The organism is Arthrobacter melezitosi (assembly GCF_054511055.1).
Map to the genome: position 1 here is coordinate 19441 of NZ_JBTNDJ010000016.1, position 21726 is coordinate 41166.

The following is a 21726-nucleotide window of genomic DNA, read 5'->3' on the forward strand; positions in this document are numbered from 1 at the left end:
CGGGCGTGGACGGCGCTACTGGAGGGCGGAGTCCCTGCCGGTCCAGGCCTTCTCATAGAACTGCTGGGAACGGGATTCCAGCAGTTCGCCATAGGAAGCCGGTTCCAGTGCCTGCGCCGAGTCCCCCGGCACCTCCGAGGCGAACGCGGACACGCCCAGCCCGGCCTCATGATCCTTCAGGCTCAGCCCGGCGGCTTCCAGGATTGTCGGGTACATGTTCAGCTGGTCAATGCCGGAACGCAGCTTGCCGTCGCTGTCCCCACCGGGAACCCAGATCCGATTGAAGATGCTTCGGTCGGGGTTGTTGTCCAGCTGCTCGTGAAAGGCGTCGCCGGCGCCCAGGAACTTGAGGTGGTCCCCCATGATCACCACGGCGGTGTCGTCGAGGTAGCCCTTTTCCTTCATATGGTCCACGAATCCGGCCACCTGGGTCATGGAGCAGAAGAAGACCGAGGTGACTTCATCCTGGGTGTCCACGGTGCAGTAATCGAAGACATACTCCCGCTTGTGCGTGTCCAGCGTCAGCATGGAGAGGTTGAACGGCTGACCGGTCCTTGCCGCCTCGGCGTGCAACTGGTCAATTTCCTCCTTGGCGTTGGCCATGAGGCGTTCGTCGCTCAGGCCCCAGTCGCTGCGGAAGCTCCTCTCGGCCTCGCCGGCGGCGCGCCACTCCGCGAGGCCCTTCTGCTTGGAGTAACCGTGCGTCCTCAAGAAGGTGTCTTTCGCGGCGAAGGAGGCGTTGGCACCGCCCAGGAAGACGTTTTTATAGCCGTGCTCGTCCAGGACGTCGCCCACGCAGGTGGCCCCACCCAGGTAGGTGGCAAGGCCGCCGCCGATATCATTGCCGGCGGCGGGGCCGGTGCCTTTCAGCGGGATGCCGCACTGCGTGCCGACGAGACCCCCCATCGTCCAGCCTCCGCCCGTGTACTGCTGGAGATCGTCCACGCTCCGCCAGCCTTCGGAGGCCGGTGTGGCTTCCTTCAAAGGAGCGAAGGCGTCCTTTTCGAAGAGCCGGTCGTTCGCGAGAGTGGCCTCGCCCGACTCGAGGTAGATCACCACCAGGTTGCGCTTTTCCTCGTCGCTGGTGATAGTCGGCTCCACATAATAGTCGCCGATGTCGTAATTCGAGTTCGCTGCCTTGATGTAGTCGCCCACGCTCACTGTGGCGGCGAAGGCCGTGATGCCGCCAACGACCACCGCGGCCACCAGCGCCGTGGAAACCGTGTGCATAATCCACTGTGAACGGCGCGAACGCACTCCATCGCCATTACGGCGCTTACGGCGCCGGAGATACTGCCACAGGGCAATCCCACCGGTAATGAGCAGGGGCACGACACCGACGCCCAGGATGCCGATCCAGACGATGGCCCCGCCCCCGCCATCGGTTTCCACCGAGACGAGGTTCATGAGCATCTGACCCACTGAGATTCTGCCCCAGTAGGAATAGATGCCTGCGGCCGCGATGAGCAACACGAGTCCCGCCCAGATCAGGACGTAGACCAGGATGCGTCCCACGACGAGGACAACCCGGCGCATCCCGTGAAGGATCCGGTCGAACATGGTGCCCCCTTGCGTTTCAGATGCCCATATGTTCGTCGAACACCCTTGACACCCGGCCCGACTCCGGGCCGATCGAAGCCTATTACCGATACACGCTCCGTTCAACAGCGGTTCACCTGATCGAAACGTGTCGTACACCGCAGTACGGACCGCGTAGCCGTCCGCGGAACCCGCCCGGTCCCGTGTCTTGGACCAGCCCTTTCACCCTTCCACGGCCCGCGGACCGACATCGTTCCCTCCGCGGTCCTTGGTCATCCCCGTGGCATGCGACAGAATGCGATTATGGACATCACCGACAACGGACCACAGCCGAACGCGTTCAACATCGAGAGCGCCACGACCGAGAATGCCAACTACCGCCGCGTTGCCTGGACCGGGAAGCACCTGCAGGTGACCCTTATGTCGATCGAGCCCGGCGGGGCCATTGGCCTCGAGGTGCATCACGGCACCGACCAGTTCCTGCGCATCGACGCCGGGAAGGGCCGCGTGAAGATGGGGCCTGCGAAGGATGACCTGTCGTTCCAGCAGGACGTTGGGGACGGCTGGAGCATCCAGGTGCCCGCCGGCACCTGGCACGACGTCGAGAACACCGGGGACGAACCGCTGCGCCTCTACACGATCTACGCGCCCACCCACCACGCGCAGGGCATCGTGCAGGCGACGCCGGAGGACGCCGAGAAGGACGAGGAGCAGGGCCGCGACGAGCCGCCGGCCTGGGTCGAGGAAGTCGACGACAAGGGCGAAGAAACCGCCTGAGGCGCTGGATTGCGCTGGAGCCGGCCGAACGCTCGGCCGGCTCCAGCGGGTGCACCACCATGGAGCCATCCGCCGCGGCTTGGTAGCGTGTGCCCCATGCCCATCAGACTCGAGAATGTCGGCATCGCGGTCCGTGACCTCGAAGCGGCGATCGCCTTTTTCACCGACCTCGGGCTCACGGTGCTCGGCCGCGACACGGTCAGTGGAGAGTGGGCCGACACCGCCGTAGGCCTCGACGGCAACCATGCCAGGATCGCCCTGCTGCAGACGCCGGACGGCAACGGCCGCCTCGAGCTCTTTGAATATCTCTACCCCGAGGCAATCGAGACGGACCCGACGAGGCCCAACGAGATCGGCATGCACCGCGTCGCCTTCTCGGTCGACGACATCGACGAGGCCCTGGAGATCGCCGCGAGGCACGGCTGCCACCCGCTCCGCGGCGTCGCGACCTACGGGGACCTCTACAAGCTCTCCTATCTCCGTGGCCCCAGCGGCATTCTCGTGATGCTCGCCGAGGAACTGGACAAACCCAGACCCTAGGTCGATCCTGCACGTGCTGAGCCGACGCACGTCATTGTTCCCGGCAGGCACCAGCGCAGAAGCCGGTTGGAAGTCCTGCTCGCTGCGCTGCATGAACCGGGCGCAGTATTTCTGGGAGAAGATTCGGCGGGCCAGTCCGCCAGTCCAACCTGAATTTGCCCGATTGATGCTTTGTCCAAGTATCGAAAAAAAATTACGGGTAGCACCCCCAAAAGAACTTAGGTAGCCGGTTTAGGCGAAACTACAAAGTTCAAGACCTAGTGTGGGCTTAAGAAATTAGTACCGCCGGTTGTGATGGGAGTTGTCCCCCGACACGGACCAGCCACAATCGTACCCATTCGAAGTGGTGAAATTTTGTCCATCCCGTACGCAGGCTTCAATTCGCTTTCCGTTCTCAACGCCCCGTCCCCGGCCGCCTCGGTAAGCGTTGTGGTTCCCACCCTGAGCGGGGCAATGAACCTGCCGCGGGTGCTCCGTCGCATGCTTCGCAGGTGGATGAGGTGGTGATTGTGGACGGATACCTCCGGGGACGCCGGCTTGCCCATCCCGCCCAGTCGCGCCCGTCCGAGGCAGCCCCTGCGGCTTCGGAATGGAGAACCGTCCGATGACGGAGGACCTACGCCCGATTTCATCGGGCAGCAGGAAGATCGTCCTCGATCTGGCGCCCGCCATGGAGAGCACCCTACCGCCGGACTGGTCAGGCGCGCGATGGATCGGCCTGGTCGACCTGACCGTACTCGCCGGTGTAAGCAGCCTCCGGCTGAAGAACGCCGATGGGTACCAACGGGCGCGGTTGCTCATACGGCAGGGGCGTTCGGTGCGCGGGTTCGTGGACGTGGAGACCCTGGGCGGCGTCCTCGATCGAAGCGTGCTTGACGAGGCGCTCGACTCCCTACCGTCTGCAGAGCCGTCCGCGCCCGGATCGTCCGCACGGTCCATCACCGTCGTTATCTGCACGCGGGACCGGGCTTCCATGCTGCGTCCCGCCCTTCGTGCGATCCTTGCGCTCGATTATCCAAATTTCGATGTGATCGTCGTCGACAACGCCGCACGGACCGATGAGACCCGCGAACTGGTGCGCTTGGAGTTCGACGACCCGCGCCTGCAACTTGTCTCCGAACCGATTCCGGGTCTCTCAAATGCCCGCAACACGGGGCTTCGCCACGCCGGAGGGGACATCGTCGCCTTTACAGATGATGATGTTGTGGTGGATCGGCATTGGTTGTCCGAAATCGCTAAAGGCTTCGAACGATCACCGCATGTCGCCTGCGTTACGGGACTGGTTGCTTCCGGTGAGGCCCGTTCCCCGACGCAGGCATATTTCGAGAACCGGGTCAGCTGGTCCAAGAACGTGGTTCCGAGGATGTTTTCCCTGGCTGAACCACCAAAGGACCTTCCGACGTTCCCTTTCTGCATCGGGCGTTTTGGCACAGGGGCAAATTTCGCCCTCGATCGACGGCGCGCCGTGGCCCTCGGGGGGTTCGACACTGCATTGGGCGCTGGCACGCGGACGTGCGGTGGCGAAGATGTCGACATGTTCACCAGGGTAATTTTCCGAGGCTATTCACTTGTAGTGCAGCCTTCGGCAATCGTCTGGCACCGCCACCGGGACGGTCTTGAGGACCTGCAGGCGCAGGCACGCGGTTACGGCATCGGCCTCGGCGCATGGATAACGAAAATCGTCCTGAACCCCCGCACGGCCTGGTGGGCCCTCAGAAAGAGCCCACGGGCCATTCGGAATCTCCTGAGAAATTCACGGCCACTTCCCAATGGCGCGGGCGCTCCTGGCGGAATGATCGCCGACCAGTGGGATGTGGAGATGGCAAAAATGGGCCGCTTGGAACTGTATTCGGTGGCCCGGGGGCCCTTCAACTACCTGGTCCAGTCCTGGACGGACAGGAGGCGGGCACCGTGAACCTTCTGAGGAGCCCGATCTGCCCCCAAGCACCTCTTCCACCCCTGGAATGGCCCCTGTGAACCGATCACCGACTGATACTCCGCGCCATCGCGTCGAGCCTGGCCGTAACGAGTATGCCGGTCCCCTCCACCAACCCGCGTGTTATGAGAAGGATGATCAGGAGCGCCAGTCGCCGCTGAACCTTCAGCTCTGGAGGCTGCTTGACTGGCGGTTCCTGCTGCCGGTCCTTGAACCGCGCAGCATTGGCTATGCCGGTGCCATCGGTGAGGACACCGAGGCGGCGCTCCGGCTGCTCAATGCCCAGGCTTCACACATCTCGAGGTGCGGGGAAGACGCCATGGGAAGGAGTTTCCACATTGTCCTGGTCTCCTCCCCGGACCGGCAGTTGCTCAAGGCGGCGGCTGCAGCCGTGGAACCTGGGGGGTGGATCTGTGTGCAGGCCCGGCGGTCTCTCCCCACCCGCTCGCGCCCCGCAACACTGGAGGGTATCGGCCGTGCCTTGGCTCGCCAGGGATTCCGGGAGGTGAAGATCCATTGGCACGCCCCCAGCCTCACGCGGCCGTCCCGCATTGTTGATGTCGCCTCACCAACCGCGATCCGCAACACCCTTTCCCGCCACTCCACGGTCCGCTTCGGCCGGGTAAGGGCACTCATCGGCGGGCTCGCGCTGTCCTTGGGCTTGTTCGGCGCCGTGATTCCCGAAGGAACCGTCACCGGCTTCCGCCCAGAGACCGGAGACGCGCCATGACATTTATGGATACGATCCTGCGCGAACACCTTGAGGTCAGCGATCGTGAGCTTTATGGCATTGGGCACAAGTGGGCTACGGTGCTGCTCACCCCTCAATTTGTCACCTCCCGGCACGTGGTGGCATTGGTTTTCGCCGTCGGATCAACCCGACCCGTGCTGGTCGTGAAGGTTCCGCGGCGTCCCGGCGACAATGAGGGTGTGCTCCGCGAAACGGACATGCTGCGCCGACTTGGGGCAGCGGATGCGGCCACAGGGATTCCCGAGGTGGTCGCAGCATTTGAGGTGGGTTCCCACGCCGTGCTCATTGAGACGGCTATGACCGGTGCGCCGCTGGAACCCGAACGCGTGGTCGCTGATCCAACCCGGGCGGTACGCGCCGGGGAGCGCTTCATGGCCCGGCTGCCCGTCACCCGTCCGGCAGCGGAGAACGCCGGCTGGTACGAGCGGACGATCGAAAGCCCGATGCGCCGCCTGGCGCGCCTACTGCCGGAAGACGACGAACTGGCCCTGCTCGTCGAGCGCACCCATGCGCTGCTGAGACCCCTGGCCGATGCTGACCTTCCCGCCGTTTTCGAACACGGGGACCTCAGCCACCCGAACCTCTTTCTGCAGGCCGACGGCTCGCTTCAGGTCGTTGACTGGGAACGGTCTTCACCCGACGGCCTGCCCGGGCACGATCTCGTATTCTTCCTGCAGTATCTCAGCGAATCCGTGGCTGGAGCCTACACGCGGCAGCGCCAGACGGCGGCCTTCGATGCAGCTTTCGGACCCGGCGGGTGGGCACTGGACCACCTGCGGCGTCATCTAGGTGCACGAGGCGTTGACCCGGACCTGGCTACCTCGCTGACGCTCGCGACGTGGGCCCGGTCCGCCGCCACCCTCGCGTACCGGCTGGAAGGCGATAACCGGCGGCACCAGGGAGCAGACTCGATCCGGGCCGCGATCACCGGGGACCGGGATTTTTGGTTGTGGCGCCACCTGGTCGATTCCAGTTGGTCCTAGCGGGACGGCCCGGCCGTGCCCGCTGTCCCGGTCAGCGCCGCAGGACGAGCCGTACGAGCTCGTCGTGCAGGGAGGTGAAGGCCATTCGGAGTATCAGGTAGACCGTCCCCAGACCGGCCGCAATGACGACAGCCAGGTGGGATATGCCGTCTCCGAGCGGCAGTGCAGACACCGAGAGGCCCACCACGGAGACCGCCAGGCCGCAGACCACGCCGGGGGTAACGGCCCGCAGCAACAACTGTGCCCGCAGCCGCATCACCCGTGCGGCCACCATCTGCATTCCGAGGGTGAACAGCAGCGCGGCGGCACACTGCGCGACGGCCACACCCGCGATTCCCCAGCCGGTCGCATACATCAGGAGCGGCACCAGCAGGACAAGCCGGATCAGGGAAATGCCGACCGACAGTCCGGGCCGCCCGAGCGCCTTGTAGATATCGTTTGCACCCGCACCCAGGGAACGGGCCGCGGCGTACACCGAGAGGAAGACCAGCGGCAGCACTGCCTGGCCCCATTGATCCCCGAACAGCACCGGAACCAGCAAGGGAGCGACAACCGCCAGGCCGGCGCCTGCGGTGACACCGTAGAGGGACTGGAGCTGGACAATCTTGAGGTAACCGCCCCGGAGCCGCTCGTCATCATCGCGCGCCCGGGTATAGAGCGGAAAGGTCACCGTCGACAGCAGGAAGAACACATTGATGATCAGCAGCTCGGGCAGGCGGAAGGCGAGGGTGTAGTGGCCAAGTGCCTGGGCGCCCAGCAGCAGGGCGATGATGACGTAGTCGATGTCGAAGATCAGCCGGGCCAGCAGGTTGCCTCCGGCGACCGGGGCGCCGTACGCGAGGTTTGCGTGGAGGGCATCCCTGCGTGCCCGCCAGATCCTCCACGGGACGACGCCCGGCAGCAGGAGCCAGCAGCAGACGGCGTACGCGACGGTCCCGGCCGCGGTTCCCGCAGCGAGGGAGAGCGCCCCAAAGTCAGCGACGGCAAGGCCCAGCGTGAGCGACGCCGTGACCACCGAACGAAGAATCGCCGCCAGGGTCAGGCGGGGGAACAGCAGGTCCCGGCGCAGGAGCGCCTCGGGGACCGCAGCCAGGGCGGAGCCGAGCAGGGAGACGGCCAGCACCTGGACCAGGGTCTCCACTTCCGGCCGGTCGAAGATGGCGGCGATCTCCGGGGCGGCGATGACAGCGCCGACTGTGAGCGAGCCCCCCACCACGACGGTGATCAGCAGGGCCGCCCGCGAGTTCTCCTGTGAAGGCTTCAGGTAGATCAGCGCCTGTGTGACACCGGCATCTGCGATCGTCTCCGCGTACGCCATCAGGACCAGGGCCAACGCGACGAGTCCGTACTCTTCGGGGGTCAGCAGCCGCGTCAGCACGACGATCGTGACGAGCAGGATCACGCGCCCAAGGAAGTGCGCCAGCGCCTGCCACATGGCACCCTTCGCGCCGGCCCGTGCCAGCGCTCCAGGGCTATCCTGCGCCAAAGAAGCAGCTTAGGGGCTTGAGGCAGCCTGAGCAATCCATCGGCAGGTAGTCCCCGGTGGGCTCGTGGGCCGGCGCGGTCCTGTCATTGGTCGGTACGCGCCGCAATGTTCCGGCCGTCATCTCGACCGTGGCTCCTGTTGCAGCCTGCCGGAGGTTCCGTGAAGCGCGGTGGTGAGTTCCTCAAGATAGTCCTGGGCGACATCGCTCCAGCTCCGGGCTGGGGTGACACTCCCCCCGGGCACGCGCGTTCCCCGGTTTCCTGTCAGCCGGGTCACCACCTCCGCCACGAAACGTCCGGCGTCCTCCTCGACCGTGAGCAGAGGGTGGACATCCTGGCCCCGCGCGGCGATAGGGGTTGCCACCACGGGCAGGCCCGCCGCGAGCGCTTCATGCACTGAATTTCGAATGCCGACCCCGTATTCGTCAGGGAACACGGCGACGTCGGCTTCCCTGAAGACATCGACCAGATCGGGCACGTTGGCGCGCACCTCGACGCGCGGACCGGCCAGCGCAAGCACCGCGGGGACCGGGCGGCGCCCGGCGATGAGGAACGTGGCCTCCGGAACCTCCCTCCAGACCATCGGGGCGATCCTTCGAATCAGGATCTCCACGCTCGAGATGTTGGGGCCGTAGTTGAGGCTGCCGGCGAAACAGACGACAGGACGCTCCCGTTGCTGGAGGGTCCTGGTACGGGCGAGGACGCCATTGGTGATGCTGTGCACCTCCCGACCAAGGCGCTCCTCCCAATGCGCCGCATCCTGCGGTGCCACGGTGAGGAGCCGGGCCCGTGGGGGGATCCGGCGCTCTGCCTGGAACAGCAAGCGGCTCTTCACCGCCCGGTACCAGCTCCTCCAGCCCCGGGTCATTCCGCTTTCCATCCCTATCCGAACCGACCACGGGTCGACGGCCTGAAGGACCAACGGCCCCCGCAGCTGCCCGGCGAGGAACACCACGTGGGGCCCGTGGACGAGCGACACGTCGCTACGCGAGGAGAGTCGGGCTGCTGTGGCAGCCGCAGCCCGGGTGGACCGTTCCAGCGTCCCGACGTCGTACAGACTGAGAACGGATAGGATCGCCGCCGGCAGGTGCCCCCGGGTGGGCAGGACGTGCACGGCTTCACAGCGCTGCCGCAACTCATCGGCCACCTCGACCGGACCCTCGAAGGTGAGGAGCGTCACTGAAATCTCAGCGGGCAGGTTTCGGATAACTTCCCATGAAATCATCGAACTGCCGTCGCCGTGTTCAGGATCCCGGGTGGGTACGCTCTCCGTCACGTACAGAAGCCTCATTGGACGAGTGTAGGGCTCCGCCCCGCCGGCAGATAGGCCCGCATGAATCCGGGAGAACCTCCGGTACCTCCGCCGGGACAATGAGTCCCCGTCGCAGCAGTCGGCAAGTGATCCACTCACCGGGACTTATGCTTTGCGGAATCCTTTTTCTTGCCCTTGGGCGCTTTTTCCGGCTTTTCGATCTCATAGCGCTGGGGCACGAACCGCTGGCGGTCCAACGGCGGCCGCTCGTAGATCCGGTTCTGGCGATCGGGCAACTCGATGTCGGGCAACTCCGGCTGCTCGTAGGGCAACATCGACAGCAGGTGCGCCATCAGGTTGAGCCGGGCTTCCTTCTTGTTGTCGGCGTCCACCACCCACCACGGGCTGCGCTCGGTGTCACTGAACTCAAACATCTTGTCCTTGGCCTCGGCGTAGTCGACCCAGCGGGCCTGCGCCTCAAGGTCCATGGGGCTCAGCTTCCAGCGCTTGGCCGGGTTATCGATGCGGCTCTGGAATCGACGGCGCTGCTCGGAGTCGGAAAGGCTCAACCAGTACTTCACCAGGACGATCCCATCGGAGATCAGTGCCTCCTCGAGCATGGGCACCGTGTCGACGAAGTGGGCATATTGTTCGTCGGTGCAGAAGCCCATCACCCGCTCCACCCCGGCCCGGTTGTACCAGGACCGGTCGAACAGCACCATTTCCCCGGCCGCCGGCAGATGGGCAATGTAGCGCTGAAAGTACCACTGCGAGCGCTCGCGTTCCGTCGGCGCCGGAAGCGCAACGACCCGGCAGGAGCGCGGGTTGAGCGCACCGCTGATGCGTTGGATCGTTCCGCCCTTACCGGCCGTGTCGCGTCCTTCGAAAATAACAACCAGCCGCGTCCCGGTTTTGCGCACCCACTCCTGGAACGCGACAAGTTCCTCCTGCAAACGGAGGAGTTCCTTTTCGTAGTCCTTCTTGGATAGGACCTGGGAGCTTGCCTCAGCGGGCTTTTTCTTGACCACACCCATATCCTGCCCCGGACCGGAGCGTTCAGGGAGGTGCTTCCGCTGTTCGGGCCGAAGAACCACGAGGATTGACATTCCCCGCAATCCCTCCGCAGATTCTCAAGGCCTTTTACGGTGACCGTGATCGTCGATCCAACCGTGACAGAAGCCGAGCAACCAACTGTAGGGGAATGTCAGCGTTTCCGTGGCAGATACGAATTGAGAGGACTCACAAGTGGATGGTCAGATCTGCCTCAAGGGTTGCCCGCGGATTGTGGGAGTGCCGCACGCCGACCGTGAACGCGCCAAGCTTCTGCCCCAGCGCCAGGTAGGTGTCGCTGTCTTCCAGGACAACGCAGGGGGGAACGCAGAGCTCGCGGAAGATCGCTTCCTTGTCGCGCCCCGGAGCCCGGCGGGCTACCGTGACGAATGGCTGAAGGTTCCAGCCGGCAAGCAGTGCGGCGATCAGGTCCGGGTCGCCATTGGAAACGACGACCTGTTCGTCGGCGACTCCATCGAGCTCGGGCATCAACCGCGAAGCGAGCCACGAGGGTTCCAAGCTACGTAGGGCGACCGCAGCGACAACTTCTCCCCGCTCGCGGTGTAGGTCCGGGACTTCGGATACCGCAGCTGGGAAGCCCTGCGAAATGAGGCGCTCCCATATCCACTGCTCGGTGTGCCCCACAAGTTCAGCGAAGAAGTCCGGGGCGAACCCGTACCTTCGGCGCTCCGCCAATTCGCGGTAACTGGCTTCATGCAGGGGCTCGGTGTGACCGACCACGCCGTCGAAATCCCAAATAACCCGCGATCCGGCCGCTTTCTGCAGCAACGCTGATATCAAGGATGCTGCTTCTTCCTCGTCCAGCATGTTCCGACCTCCACTGCCATCATGATTCTCAACCTACGAACCAGCCGGTCCATCCACATTAGATGGTGAATCTGCCAATCCAATGGTGCGTCCGAATAGTTGGCGTCGAGCGGTCCTCGTCCGCCCGCTGGTGCTTCCCGCTTGCCCGTAATCCTGCGGCGGGGCCCGTCGGGAGGACAGCGAAATCCCTGAGCATGGCTCGCGTGGCCCGCATTGTCGCCGGCCTGGTGGCCGCTTGGAACGACTGCGCTTTGACTGTCAGGTGCAGGGCCGAAAAATACCTGGGGTCCACGTGCCTGCAGGCCTATAAAATGAGTTCCAAGACTGCCTGAAAATGGGACGAAGTGAGTTCGGAAAAGTAGACTCCTCGTCCCTTGGTGTGGGGGGGCCGAGGCCGGTGGGCGACCGCATCGATGCGGGAAGTCATAGGGGCGCTGTTTGGCTGACGACGGCCGGATGGGCGGCGGGGCTCGCTGTGACCGGACTCGTTCTGTGGAGTCCCGCCGTGGTTTTCGGGTACCGCAGTCCTTCCCTGCATCTGGTAGTGGACTCGGTTGATTCCTGCGCGGCCCTGCTGGTGGCGTATCTCCTATCCGGTCGGTTCGTGCGACGCGGTAGATTGCAGGACTTGTTACTCGCCCAGAGCCTCGTGCTCCTGGCTGTCGCTGGGGCTGGTCTGTCATGGATGAGCGAGTCCTTGAGCGAGGGTCGCGGCGACACCTTCGATGTCTGGCTACCACTGACGCTGAGGCTTATTGGCGCGCTCTTCATCGTGTCCGCCGCGTTGGTGAGCCCGGCCCGTCAGGTGGTCTTCAAATCGGGCTGGTGGGTGCTGGTCGTGCCCATGCTGACCGTTGTCGTGATGTCCTCGGCCATGTGGGAAGGGCGGTCCCTGCTGCCCCCGGCTCTCGAGCAGTCTGTGGACGCGGTCACTCAACCTACGCTGCTTGCAGTCCACCCTCTGTTCCTGATCGCCCAAGGGGTCGCGGCGGCGTGCTTTATGGTGGCGTCGATCGTCTTCACCAAGCGTGCGGTGGACCACCCCGACCCGCTGCTGTGTTGGATCGGCCCGGCTTGTGCCCTGGGTGCCTTCGCCCGCGTCAACTACGCTCTGTTTCCCTCGCAGTATACGGACTGGTTCTACACCGGAGACATGTTGCGAACCGGCTTCTACCTCCTGCTCCTGGTCGGGGCCAGCCGTGAGATAAAGCAGTACTGGGACGCCTACTCCCGGGTGGCCGTCTTCGAGGATCGGCGGCGGTTCGCGCGGGAGTTACACGATGGGGTCATCCAGGAGATCGCACTGTTGCGGATGGAAGGCTCGTCCCTTCCGCCCGGGCTACAGGCGAGGGACCGCATTCTCACAGGCTGCGATCGGGCGCTGGATGAGGCTCGTGCCGCGGTTCATGCCTTCGGTCATGGCGGGGATGAAGCTTTGGGGCTTGTCCTGCATCGGACGGCGCGGGAGCTGTCCCAGAGGTACCGGGTCCGTTTGGAGGTTGACCTAGATGACTCCATCGCAGCCAGCGCCGAGCAGCAGCACGCACTGGTCCGCATCACCCGCGAAGCGGTGGCCAACGCGGTTCGCCATGGTCGGGCTGGGCATCTGCGTATTCGCCTGAGCGCGGACGGTGACCAGCAGTGCCTGGTTGTTCAGGACGACGGAACGGGTTTCGATGTCCCCGGTGCCGCGGTCCTCGGCGCGGGTTACGGTTTGACCAGCATGCAGGAAAGGGCACGAGCCTTGCCCGGGTCCCTCGATATAACATCGCGGCCGGGAGAGGGAAGCGCGGTGACGGTGACATGGTAGACGGGCCCCGGCTACGGGTTGTGATGGCCGATGACCATGCCCGTATCCGCGCGAAGGTTCGCCAGACGCTGGAAGCAGATGGCTGGGAAGTGTGCGGGGAGGGAGGGTCCGCCGAGGAAGCAATCCAACTCGCCCTGGAGCATCATCCCGACGTAGTTTTGCTCGACATCAACATGCCCGGCAACGGAATCTACGCCGCTCAGCAAATCAGCAGGACGTTGCCCGAAACCGCCGTCGTGATGCTCACCCAGTCTGCTGACGATGAGGATCTCTTCGACTCCCTGCGGGCGGGAGCCTCCGGGTACCTGCTGAAGAGTACGGAACCCGCAACCCTCCCCGATGTGCTGCGCGGGGCACTGTCAGGCGAGGCGGCGATGTCCCCCGCGCTCGTCATTCGCATCCTGCAGGAGTTCAGAGCGCCTGGCCGGAGCATCCTGCCCCGTAGATCCGCGGCCGCCGCCAAGTTGAGTCTGCGCGAGCGGGAGGTCATGGAACTCCTCGCCCAGGGGTTGTCCACCGAGGATGTCGCCCACAAGCTCTTCGTCTCCCCAACCACGGTCCGTGTCCATGTCTCGACGGTCCTGCGCAAACTGCGCGTCAAGGACAGGAAGAGTGCTTTCCACCTGCTGAAGGGGTAGTGGGGGTCCCACCGGCATTGTGAGGTTCCAGGGACTGGCGTAGGAGTCCAGCCCAGTCATACGGAGACTTACTGTCTACTCCTGACCGCAATCAGCGTTTAGGCATTTGAACGCAGGCAAACGGTTCTCCTGTCCCGTTTCGCCGTAGCTTTAATTCATCAGGGCGGGCCGGCTGGCACACCAAGGGATTAGAACCCAGATTGCCGACACGCCTGCAGGAATGCTTCCGCCACTGCCGACCCGCATGAACGGCAGCGTTATTCGCGCCCAATGGAAACCGTTGCGCGGACTCTCCAATCCTCTACTCCAAAACAGCCTGCCCCAACGGGTCTGAACGAGGGAACGCCATGAGCAAGGAAACTTCGGCCCGCGTCGCGACCGGGCCCACCGCGAAATCACCAGGAGTAACTGTGCGCGCCACCAGTGCGAAATCCGTCCTTGTCCGACGCGTTACAAGCGCTGTCATCCTGCCGGGAGTCCTGACCAGCATGCTGGTTCTCGTGCCGCAGGCGTCGGCCCAGACCGCTCCTTCGGGCATCTGCAACGGTGTAACGAACCAGCTCGCGCACCGCGGGATGGTGCAGCCGAACCTGCTCAAGGCTGCAGCGCGTCAGAACGCGGAGCAGATCGCGACGCTGACCGGCGAGCGGGCCGCGCTGGTCACCACGCAGAACACCCTGACGGCGCAGATCACCGGGGCCGAAAAGGAGATCGCGGTGCTGGACGCCGAGTACGCCACGCTCGTCGGGAAGTTCGACGCCGCTACGATGTCGTTGGCCAAGCTGGAGTCGGACAAGGCGACGCTGGACGCCGCAATCAAGGCCGCGAACACCGAGCTGACCACGCTGCAGGGCCAGAAGACGACGCTGGTGAACCAGATCACCCCGCTGCAGACCCAGCTCACCACCGCGCAGAGCGACCTCGCCAAGTTGACGACCCAGAAGGCCGGCGTCGTCAGCAGCCTCGCCACCAAGGAGGCCGAGCTGGCCGCCGCGAAGCTCAAGCTGGACAACCTGACCGCGACCGCGACGACTGCTCAGAACGCCGTGAACACCCAGCTGAAGGCGATCGAGACAGCAAGCGGGGAGCTGGCCGCAGTCGTCGCTCAGGGCGACGCCGCGCAAGCGGTTGTGGACGCTGCCGAGAAGAAGGTGGCGGACGCCCGCACTGAGCTGGTGAGGCTTGAGGGTGTCGCCAAGACCGCGGACACCAACGCCGCTGCCGCGACCGCTGCGGTCGTCACGGCCGAGGAGAACCTCCGCCTGGCCCAGCAGAGCGTGACCACGCTCACGCAGCAGATCGGCGCGATCGACGCCAAGCTGCCGACGCTGCAGTCCGAGATCGCCGGCCTGCAGGGCGACATCGCCACCAAGAACGCCGAGATCGCCGCGAAGCAGAAGGAGATCGCCGCTGCTACCGCGACCCCGGTCGCCGACGCGGCCGCGCTGCGGACCCAGCTCGCCGCGCTCGAGAAGGAACTCGCCGACCTCAAGGGCAACTCGGACAAGAAGAAGCAGGAGCTGAACGCCGCGATCGCCGCCAAGAAGGTGGAGATCGCCGCCGCGGAGAAGCAGGCGGCGGACAAGACCGCGCTGATCACCGCCCTGAACGGTGACTTGACCAAGCTGCAGGCCTCGCTCGCCACGCTGAACTCGCAGCTGTCGGCCAAGCAGCAGGAGTCCAGCAACCTGCAGCAGCAGCTTCCTGGGCTGCAGACCAGCCTGGCCGGCGCCAACCTGCAGCTCACCAGCGCCACCACGGACCTGGCCGACGCCAAGACGGCGCAGACCGCCGCGAACACCGCGCTGACCAACGCCAACAACGCGGTGACCGCGCAGAAGGCCGAGATCAAGAGGCTGGAGGACCTGCTGGCGGCTGGAGAGGGCGATCTCGAGGCGATCAAGGCGGACATCCTCCGCGAGCAGGGCGAGCTCAAGGCTCTTGAGGACGCTCTGCCGGGGCTGCAGGCGACTCTCACTGCGGCGAACAACGCGGTGACCGCGCAGACCACGGAGGTCGCCAGGGTTGACGGTGAGGTCAACAAGCTGGTCGCCAGCCTCGGAACGGTCAACACCGCGATCACCGCGGCGGAGAACAGCATCCTGTCGCTGCAGAATCAGCTCACCCCGCTGCAGACCTCGCTGAACACGCTCACTCAGCAGATCAGTGAGAAGGAGGCGGCCCTGACCACCGCCAAGGCCGACCTGAACGCTCTCGACGCCAAGATCGTCACCGCGTACGCAAGCCTGCGGACCTTGGAGAGTGCCAAGAAGGTAAACCGCGACGCCGTCGCCGCCCAGAAGACCGTCGTCGCCGGCCTGCAGACCCAGTACGCCGCAGTTCTCGACAAGATCGCCGTCATCGATGGGACGATCGCGCTCGGGGGGTGCCTCGCCTGATTGACCGCAACACCCCGAAGCGCCCCAGGAGCCGACTCTCCTGGGGCGCTCGGCCAACCCACTTGTCTACTCACAGGTTGGAGGAAAAAGAGCACCTGGTTGGAAGACTTCCAACCAGGTGCGCCAAGTCTTCCAACTAGGTCTGCATCTCACACAGAACTAGAAGTCCCAGTCATCGTCCTCGGTGTTGACTGCCTTGCCGATAACGTACGACGAGCCCGAGCCCGAGAAGAAGTCGTGGTTCTCGTCCGCGTTCGGTGAGAGCGCCGACAGGATCGCCGGGTTCACATCGGTCACGGTGGACGGGAACATCGCCTCGTAGCCCAGGTTCATCAGGGCCTTGTTGGCGTTGTAGTGAAGGAACTTCTTGACGTCCTCGGCCAGGCCGACGGAGTCGTACAGGTCATGCGTGTACTGGACCTCGTTTTCGTACAGCTCGAACAGCAGCTCGTAGGTGTAGTCCTTGATCTCCTGCTTGCGCTCCTCCGACTGGCCCTCAAGGCCCTTCTGGAACTTGTACCCGATGTAGTAGCCGTGCACGGCCTCGTCGCGGATGATCAGGCGGATCAGGTCTGCCGTGTTCGTCAGCTTGGCCCGTGAGGACCAGTACATCGGCAGGTAGAACCCTGAGTAGAACAGGAAGCTCTCCAGCAGCGTGGAGGCCACCTTGCGCTTCAGCGGATCGTCGCCCTGGTAGTAGTCCATGACGATCTGCGCCTTCTTCTGAAGGTTCACGTTCTCGGTGGACCAGCGGAAGGCCTCGTCGATCTCCTTGGTGGAGGCCAGCGTGGAGAAGATCGAGGAGTAGCTCTTGGCGTGCACCGACTCCATGAACGCGATGTTCGTGTACACCGCCTCTTCCTGCTGCGTGATGGCGTCGGGGATCAGGCTGACGGCGCCCACGGTGGCCTGCACCGTGTCGAGCAGGGTGAGGCCGGTGAACACGCGCATGGTGAGCTGCTGCTCGTCCGGGGTCAGGGTTGCCCAGGACTGGACGTCGTTGGACAGGGGCACCTTCTCCGGCAGCCAGAAGTTGTTGACGAGGCGGTTCCAGACCTCAACGTCCTTTTCGTCCCGGATGCGGTTCCAGTTGATCGCCTCAACATGGCTGAGAAGCTTCAGTTTTTCGGTCATGACTCCGACTCGCTTTCTGAGGTAAAACTTGGTTCGGCTGAGTCTTCGATGCAATACCTGCAGTCGGCTTTCTCAATGCCTTCGTTGTGGGATGTCTGGTGGGTGGGTCATTCCTTGCGGAACGACCCACCCATTTTAGGTGCCTAGAGCATGCAGCTGACGCAGCCGTCAACCTCCGTCCCTTCCAGCGCGAGCTGGCGGAGACGGATGTAGTAGATGGTCTTGATGCCCTTGCGCCACGCGTAGATCTGCGCCTTGTTGATGTCGCGGGTGGTGGCGGTGTCCTTGAAGAACAGCGTCAGGGACAGGCCCTGGTCCACGTGCTGCGTCGCCGCGGCGTACGTGTCGATGATCTTCTCGTAGCCGATCTCGTACGCGTCCTGGTAGTACTCAAGGTTGTCGTTCGTCAGGTACGGCGCCGGGTAGTACACGCGGCCCAGCTTGCCTTCCTTGCGGATCTCGATCTTCGAGGCCACCGGGTGGATCGAGGAGGTCGAGTTGTTGATGTAGCTGATCGATCCGGTCGGCGGCACGGCCTGCAGGTTCTGGTTGAAGATGCCGTGCTCCATGACGGAGGCCTTCAGCGCACGCCAGTCCTCCTGCGTGGGGATGTGCACGTCCTTGAACAGCTCCGCCACGCGCGGGGTCTGCGGAACCCACGTCTGGTCGGTGTACTTGTCGAAGAACTCGCCCGAGGCGTACTTGGACTTCTCGAAGCCGCCGAAGGTCCGGCCGGTCTCGATCGCCAGCAGGTTCGAGGCCCGGATGGCGTGGTAGACCACGGTGTAGAAGTAGATGTTCGTGAAGTCCAGGCCCTCTTCGGAGCCGTAGTGGACCCGCTCGCGGGCCAGGTAGCCGTGCAGGTTCATCTGCCCCAGGCCGATGGCGTGCGACTGCTCGTTGCCCTTGGCGATCGAGGGAACCGAGGTGATGTTGGACATCACCGAGACGGCCGAGAGGGCGCGGATCGCCGTCTCGATGGTCCGCCCGAAGTCCGGGGAGTCCATCGTCTTGGCGATGTTCAGCGAGCCCAGGTTGCACGAGATGTCCTTGCCGGTCTCGGCGTAGGACAGGTCGTCGTGGTACGTGGTGGGCTCCGAAACCTGCAGGATCTCCGAGCACAGGTTGCTCATGATGATCTTGCCCTCGATCGGGTTCGCCCGGTTCACGGTGTCCTCGAACATGATGTACGGGTAGCCGGACTCGAACTGGATCTCGGCGAGGGTCTGGAAGAACTCGCGCGCCTTGATCTTGGTCTTCTTGATCCGCGCGTCGTCGACCATCTCGTAGTACTTCTCGGTGACGTTCACGTCGGAGAACGGCATGCCGTAGACCTTCTCGACGTCGTACGGGGAGAACAGGTACATGTCCTCGTCGCGCTTGGCCAGCTCGAAGGTGATGTCGGGGACGACGACGCCAAGGGACAGGGTCTTGATGCGGATCTTCTCGTCGGCGTTCTCGCGCTTGGTGTCGAGGAACCGGTTGATGTCCGGGTGGTGGGCGTGAAGGTACACCGCGCCGGCTCCCTGGCGGGCGCCGAGCTGGTTGGCGTAGGAGAAGCTGTCTTCGAGGAGCTTCATCACGGGGATGACGCCGGAGGACTGGTTCTCGATCTGCTTGATCGGCGCGCCGACCTCGCGGATGTTGGTCAGGGCGAAGGCGACGCCGCCGCCGCGCTTGGACAGCTGCAGCGCGGAGTTGATGGAGCGCCCGATGGACTCCATGTTGTCCTCGATGCGCAGCAGGAAGCAGGAGACGAGCTCGCCGCGCTGGGCCTTGCCGGCGTTGAGGAAGGTGGGGGTGGCCGGCTGGAAGCGGCCCTCGATGATCTCGTCGACGAGCTGCGTCGCGAGGGTCTCGTCGCCGGCGGCCAGGTGCAGGGCCACCATGCAGACGCGGTCCTCGTAGCGCTCAAGGAAGCGCTTGCCGTCGAACGTCTTGAGCGTGTACGAGGTGTAGAACTTGAAGGCGCCGAGGAAGGTCTCGAAGCGGAACTTCTTGCTGTAGGCGCGCTTGTAGAGGTCCCGGATGAAGTTCATCGTGTACTGGTCGAGGGTTTCCCGCTCGTAGTACTCGTTCTTCACCAGGTAGTCGAGCTTCTCCTCGAGGTCGTGGAAGAAGACGGTGTTGTTGTTGACGTGCTGCAGGAAGTACTGGTGCGCGGCTTCCTTGTCGGCCTCGAACTGGATCTCTCCGTCCGGCCCGTACAGATTAAGCATCGCGTTGAGCTCGTGGTAGCCCAGGTCCTTGTAGCGGGCATCGACGCTGTGCTTTGTCGCTCCAGCGGTGTCCGTCTCAGCAACACTCATGTCCAAAACTCTTCCAATCCTTGATGTACCCGGTCTACGTCCTCGGACGTCCCCATGAGTTCAAACCGATATAGGACGGGGACCCCACACTTGGCGGCGACGACGTCGGCCGCCAGGCAGTAGGTTTCCCCGAAATTCGTATTACCCGCTCCAATGACTCCCCGGAGGAGCGAGCGGTTTCCTTCATTGTTCAAAAACTTGATGACCTGCCGCGGCACCGCTCCCCTGCCGGACTCTCCCCCGTAGGTGGGCAGGACCAGCACGTAGGGCTTCAGCGCCTGGAGGGTTGGGTCCTTTGTGAGCAGCGGGAGCCGGGCCGAGTGCATGCCCAGCTTGGTGACGAACCGGTGCGTGTTGTCCGAGACCGACGAAAAGTAGATCAGCGGCGCATCGGTAACCCCGCCCGGAGCGGTCTGCTCCAGGCGGGGTGTCTCGGTATCCACGGTGGTTGTCATGATCGGCGGTGACAGCCGGCCCGGTCCTGCGAAGGCAGGAAAATCAGGCGACGGAGGTGACGGACAGCTCGGCCAGCTCGTTGATCTTGTCGGGGCGGAAACCGGACCAGTGGTCCTTGTCCGTGATGACGACCGGTGCCTGCATGTAGCCCATCGAGCGGAGGCGTTCCAGTGCGGCCGGATCCTGTGAAATATCGACGCTCTGGTAGGTGATTCCCTTCTTGTCCAGAGCCCGGTAGGTGGCGTTGCACTGTACGCATGCTGGCTTGGTGTAAACCGTTACGGTCATGTCCCTGTCCCCTTCTTGATCCTGCTGTGTTGCCGTGTCCGTGGGTGGTGGTGGAGCGTCCCGAGAAGGGGGAAATTCCGGGGAATTTCCGGCCCTGCGGTTCCTGCCCGGCCAGCGGTTGATTCGATATCTAGATACTACATCTAGTGCGGGCTGCCGATACAGACCCCAACATGATGTATTACAAGTATGTCATTTGGGGGCCTCTGAGTCCACATGAAATCCACAGGCGGGGCCCTCCCGGACCCGCGGATTTGCGCCGATCCGAACCCCTGGGTGCACACCCTGTGGAGTACTTGCACACAGCAAAAATTGATCTGTGTCGCAGCTTTCTCGGCGTGTCGCGGTGGACGTCCCCTGCCGGCTGCGGCGACACATTCCCGTCCGGGTACCACGGGCGTGACAGCGGGAGCACCGGCTCGGCTAAAGTTCGGAGTCCCCCCACCCGGAGCCCGGCCCGCGGCCCCCGCACCGGAGCACCGCCCCGACCCTTGCCCGAAAGGACCGCACATGGTCAACCCCGTCCACCTGAGGACGCTGCTCGAAGTGATCCGCCACGGATCCTTCGCCGGAGCCGCGGCGACCCTCGGCTACACCGCCTCCGCGGTGTCCCAGCAGATGTCAGCGCTGGAGAAGGACACGGGAGCCACCCTGTTCGAACGAAGTGCCCGCAGTGCCGTCCCCACGGAGGCGGCGGTGGTGATGTCCCGGCACGCGGCGAAGGTCCTCACCGATATCGACGCGCTGCTCGCCTCGACGGCCCGCGCCCAGGCCGAGACGTCCCAGGAACTGCGGCTGGGCCTGTTTCCGAGCCTTGCGACCTACGCCCTGCCCCGCCTGCTCAGCACGCCGCAGTGGAAGTCGCTCGGGATTCACCTCAAGGTGTACGTCGGGGAGCCCTCCCACACCATCCAGGGCCTGCGCACCGGCGGCGAGCTCGACCTGGCCCTGGTGTACCAGGTGGGCCAGGCCGGGCTCGCCTGGCCCTCCAGTGTCAGCCGGCAGTGGATCGGCGACGACGACTTCCGGGTGGTCCTGCCCGAGGCCTGGGGCATCCGGGCCGGCTCGACGATGAGCGCCGACCAGCTGGCCGACATGCCCTGGATCATGCACCATCCCGGGACGGCCGACGCCACGGTGATCGAACGGTTGTTCGCCGGCTGCAACCTCCACCCGCGCGTTGTGGCGTACTGCGACGACTTCAACGCGAGCCTTGAGCTGGCCGCAGCGGGGCTTGGGGCGGCCCTGGTGCCCGACCTGGCGATGCTGAACCGGCCCCCGGGGCTCGTCGCCCTCGACGTGCCCGAGATCCGGCTCGCCCGCAGCATCTTCGCGCTGCAAACCGGTGACCGCCAGAGCGTCCGGGTGCGCCTGTTCATGGACCAGCTCGCCGACATCCTCAAGCAGCGCAGCATCGGACCCAAACACACTTCCTGACGATCCGCACGCCCTCCCCCGGGGACCAATATCGATTGTCCGGCCGCACCCTCCTCGGTAACCTCGGGAGCGGGTGGGCCGGACATGCCGCCCACCCGCCCCGCCGGCCATGCC

18 protein-coding genes are annotated in these 21726 nt (G+C 64.4%); 9 read left to right on the forward strand and 9 right to left on the reverse strand.

Annotated features, from left to right (window positions below):
- Window positions 1-15: 15 nt before the first annotated feature.
- The gene (locus ACX80W_RS14090) at window positions 16-1560 is read right to left on the reverse strand and encodes a sulfatase-like hydrolase/transferase (protein ID WP_459284319.1); all 1545 of its coding nucleotides are present in this window, start codon (window positions 1558-1560) and stop codon (window positions 16-18) included.
- A gap of 282 nt (window positions 1561-1842) precedes the next feature.
- Here ACX80W_RS14090 and ACX80W_RS14095 point away from each other — a divergent pair, with 282 nt between their 5' ends.
- The 5 genes from ACX80W_RS14095 to ACX80W_RS14115 all read left to right on the forward strand — a co-directional run bounded on the left by ACX80W_RS14095 (window position 1843) and on the right by ACX80W_RS14115 (window position 6526).
- Window positions 1843-2316: a cupin domain-containing protein gene (locus ACX80W_RS14095; RefSeq protein ID WP_459284321.1), complete on the forward strand. Its 474-nt coding sequence runs from the start codon at window positions 1843-1845 to the stop codon at window positions 2314-2316.
- A gap of 96 nt (window positions 2317-2412) precedes the next feature.
- The gene (locus ACX80W_RS14100) at window positions 2413-2856 is read left to right on the forward strand and encodes a VOC family protein (RefSeq protein ID WP_459284324.1); all 444 of its coding nucleotides are present in this window, start codon (window positions 2413-2415) and stop codon (window positions 2854-2856) included.
- Window positions 2857-3460: 604 nt separating this feature from the next.
- The gene (locus ACX80W_RS14105) at window positions 3461-4771 is read left to right on the forward strand and encodes a glycosyltransferase family 2 protein (RefSeq protein ID WP_459284326.1); all 1311 of its coding nucleotides are present in this window, start codon (window positions 3461-3463) and stop codon (window positions 4769-4771) included.
- A 58-nt stretch (window positions 4772-4829) separates the two neighbouring features.
- Window positions 4830-5522 carry a hypothetical protein gene (locus ACX80W_RS14110; protein WP_459284328.1) on the forward strand — a complete coding sequence of 231 codons (693 nt, stop codon included), beginning with the start codon at window positions 4830-4832 and terminating at the stop codon, window positions 5520-5522.
- 5 nt (window positions 5523-5527) lie between these two features.
- The gene (locus tag ACX80W_RS14115; protein WP_459284330.1) at window positions 5528-6526 is read left to right on the forward strand and encodes an aminoglycoside phosphotransferase family protein; all 999 of its coding nucleotides are present in this window, start codon (window positions 5528-5530) and stop codon (window positions 6524-6526) included.
- A 31-nt stretch (window positions 6527-6557) separates the two neighbouring features.
- On the opposite strand, the gene ACX80W_RS14120 is transcribed toward ACX80W_RS14115, so the two are convergent.
- The 4 genes from ACX80W_RS14120 to ACX80W_RS14135 all read right to left on the reverse strand — a co-directional run bounded on the left by ACX80W_RS14120 (window position 6558) and on the right by ACX80W_RS14135 (window position 11141).
- Window positions 6558-8012 carry a lipopolysaccharide biosynthesis protein gene (locus ACX80W_RS14120; protein ID WP_459284332.1) on the reverse strand — a complete coding sequence of 485 codons (1455 nt, stop codon included), beginning with the start codon at window positions 8010-8012 and terminating at the stop codon, window positions 6558-6560.
- Window positions 8013-8129: 117 nt separating this feature from the next.
- Window positions 8130-9302: a glycosyltransferase gene (locus ACX80W_RS14125; RefSeq protein WP_459284334.1), complete on the reverse strand. Its 1173-nt coding sequence runs from the start codon at window positions 9300-9302 to the stop codon at window positions 8130-8132.
- A gap of 116 nt (window positions 9303-9418) precedes the next feature.
- On the reverse strand, window positions 9419-10297 hold the full coding sequence (gene ppk2, locus ACX80W_RS14130) for a polyphosphate kinase 2 (protein ID WP_459284395.1): 879 nt from the start codon (window positions 10295-10297) through the stop codon (window positions 9419-9421).
- A 205-nt stretch (window positions 10298-10502) separates the two neighbouring features.
- Window positions 10503-11141: an HAD family hydrolase gene (locus ACX80W_RS14135; protein WP_459284336.1), complete on the reverse strand. Its 639-nt coding sequence runs from the start codon at window positions 11139-11141 to the stop codon at window positions 10503-10505.
- A gap of 685 nt (window positions 11142-11826) precedes the next feature.
- Here ACX80W_RS14135 and ACX80W_RS14140 point away from each other — a divergent pair.
- The 3 genes from ACX80W_RS14140 (at window position 11827) to ACX80W_RS14150 (ending at window position 15988) form a co-directional block, all read left to right on the forward strand.
- Entirely contained in the window at window positions 11827-12951 is a 1125-nt protein-coding gene (locus ACX80W_RS14140) for a sensor histidine kinase (protein WP_459284338.1), read from the forward strand.
- A gap of 23 nt (window positions 12952-12974) precedes the next feature.
- Window positions 12975-13589 (forward strand): response regulator, encoded by a 615-nt coding sequence (locus ACX80W_RS14145; protein WP_459284340.1) that lies wholly within the window; start codon window positions 12975-12977, stop codon window positions 13587-13589.
- A 347-nt stretch (window positions 13590-13936) separates the two neighbouring features.
- Window positions 13937-15988, forward strand: coding sequence for a coiled-coil domain-containing protein (locus ACX80W_RS14150; protein ID WP_459284342.1), 2052 nt, complete (start codon window positions 13937-13939; stop codon window positions 15986-15988).
- A gap of 159 nt (window positions 15989-16147) precedes the next feature.
- Here ACX80W_RS14150 and nrdF read toward each other — a convergent pair whose 3' ends face one another.
- The 4 genes from nrdF to nrdH all read right to left on the reverse strand — a co-directional run bounded on the left by nrdF (window position 16148) and on the right by nrdH (window position 20175).
- Complete coding sequence (gene nrdF, locus ACX80W_RS14155; RefSeq protein ID WP_120168956.1) at window positions 16148-17122, reverse strand: class 1b ribonucleoside-diphosphate reductase subunit beta; 975 nt, start codon at window positions 17120-17122, stop codon at window positions 16148-16150.
- Between the two features lie 143 nt (window positions 17123-17265).
- A complete protein-coding gene (gene nrdE / locus ACX80W_RS14160; RefSeq protein WP_459284344.1) occupies window positions 17266-19431 on the reverse strand; it encodes a class 1b ribonucleoside-diphosphate reductase subunit alpha in 2166 nt (721 codons plus the stop codon).
- Entirely contained in the window at window positions 19428-19886 is a 459-nt protein-coding gene (gene nrdI, locus ACX80W_RS14165; RefSeq protein ID WP_459284346.1) for a class Ib ribonucleoside-diphosphate reductase assembly flavoprotein NrdI, read from the reverse strand. Before nrdI ends, nrdE begins: the two co-directional genes overlap by 4 nt.
- Window positions 19887-19929: 43 nt before the next feature.
- Window positions 19930-20175, reverse strand: coding sequence for a glutaredoxin-like protein NrdH (nrdH, locus tag ACX80W_RS14170; RefSeq protein WP_120168950.1), 246 nt, complete (start codon window positions 20173-20175; stop codon window positions 19930-19932).
- A 510-nt stretch (window positions 20176-20685) separates the two neighbouring features.
- Between nrdH and ACX80W_RS14175 the strand changes: the two genes are divergently transcribed.
- The gene (locus tag ACX80W_RS14175; protein WP_459284348.1) at window positions 20686-21612 is read left to right on the forward strand and encodes a LysR family transcriptional regulator; all 927 of its coding nucleotides are present in this window, start codon (window positions 20686-20688) and stop codon (window positions 21610-21612) included.
- Window positions 21613-21726: the final 114 nt, after the last annotated feature.

Excerpts from the sequence above, each read along its gene's own strand:
- ACX80W_RS14090 (WP_459284319.1), bottom strand. The coding sequence starts at position 1,560 with ATGTTCGACCGGATCCTTCACGGGATGCGCCGGGTTGTCCTCGTCGTG.
- ACX80W_RS14095 (WP_459284321.1), top strand. The coding sequence starts at position 1,843 with ATGGACATCACCGACAACGGACCACAGCCGAACGCGTTCAACATCGAG.
- ACX80W_RS14100 (WP_459284324.1), top strand. The coding sequence starts at position 2,413 with ATGCCCATCAGACTCGAGAATGTCGGCATCGCGGTCCGTGACCTCGAA.
- ACX80W_RS14105 (WP_459284326.1), top strand. The coding sequence starts at position 3,461 with ATGACGGAGGACCTACGCCCGATTTCATCGGGCAGCAGGAAGATCGTC.
- ACX80W_RS14115 (WP_459284330.1), top strand. The coding sequence starts at position 5,528 with ATGGATACGATCCTGCGCGAACACCTTGAGGTCAGCGATCGTGAGCTT.
- ACX80W_RS14125 (WP_459284334.1), bottom strand. The coding sequence starts at position 9,302 with ATGAGGCTTCTGTACGTGACGGAGAGCGTACCCACCCGGGATCCTGAA.
- ppk2 (WP_459284395.1), bottom strand. The coding sequence starts at position 10,297 with ATGGGTGTGGTCAAGAAAAAGCCCGCTGAGGCAAGCTCCCAGGTCCTA.
- ACX80W_RS14135 (WP_459284336.1), bottom strand. The coding sequence starts at position 11,141 with ATGCTGGACGAGGAAGAAGCAGCATCCTTGATATCAGCGTTGCTGCAG.
- ACX80W_RS14140 (WP_459284338.1), top strand. The coding sequence starts at position 11,827 with ATGAGCGAGTCCTTGAGCGAGGGTCGCGGCGACACCTTCGATGTCTGG.
- ACX80W_RS14145 (WP_459284340.1), top strand. The coding sequence starts at position 12,975 with ATGGCCGATGACCATGCCCGTATCCGCGCGAAGGTTCGCCAGACGCTG.
- ACX80W_RS14150 (WP_459284342.1), top strand. The coding sequence starts at position 13,937 with ATGAGCAAGGAAACTTCGGCCCGCGTCGCGACCGGGCCCACCGCGAAA.
- nrdF (WP_120168956.1), bottom strand. The coding sequence starts at position 17,122 with ATGACCGAAAAACTGAAGCTTCTCAGCCATGTTGAGGCGATCAACTGG.
- nrdE (WP_459284344.1), bottom strand. The coding sequence starts at position 19,431 with ATGAGTGTTGCTGAGACGGACACCGCTGGAGCGACAAAGCACAGCGTC.
- nrdI (WP_459284346.1), bottom strand. The coding sequence starts at position 19,886 with ATGACAACCACCGTGGATACCGAGACACCCCGCCTGGAGCAGACCGCT.
- nrdH (WP_120168950.1), bottom strand. The coding sequence starts at position 20,175 with ATGACCGTAACGGTTTACACCAAGCCAGCATGCGTACAGTGCAACGCC.
- ACX80W_RS14175 (WP_459284348.1), top strand. The coding sequence starts at position 20,686 with ATGGTCAACCCCGTCCACCTGAGGACGCTGCTCGAAGTGATCCGCCAC.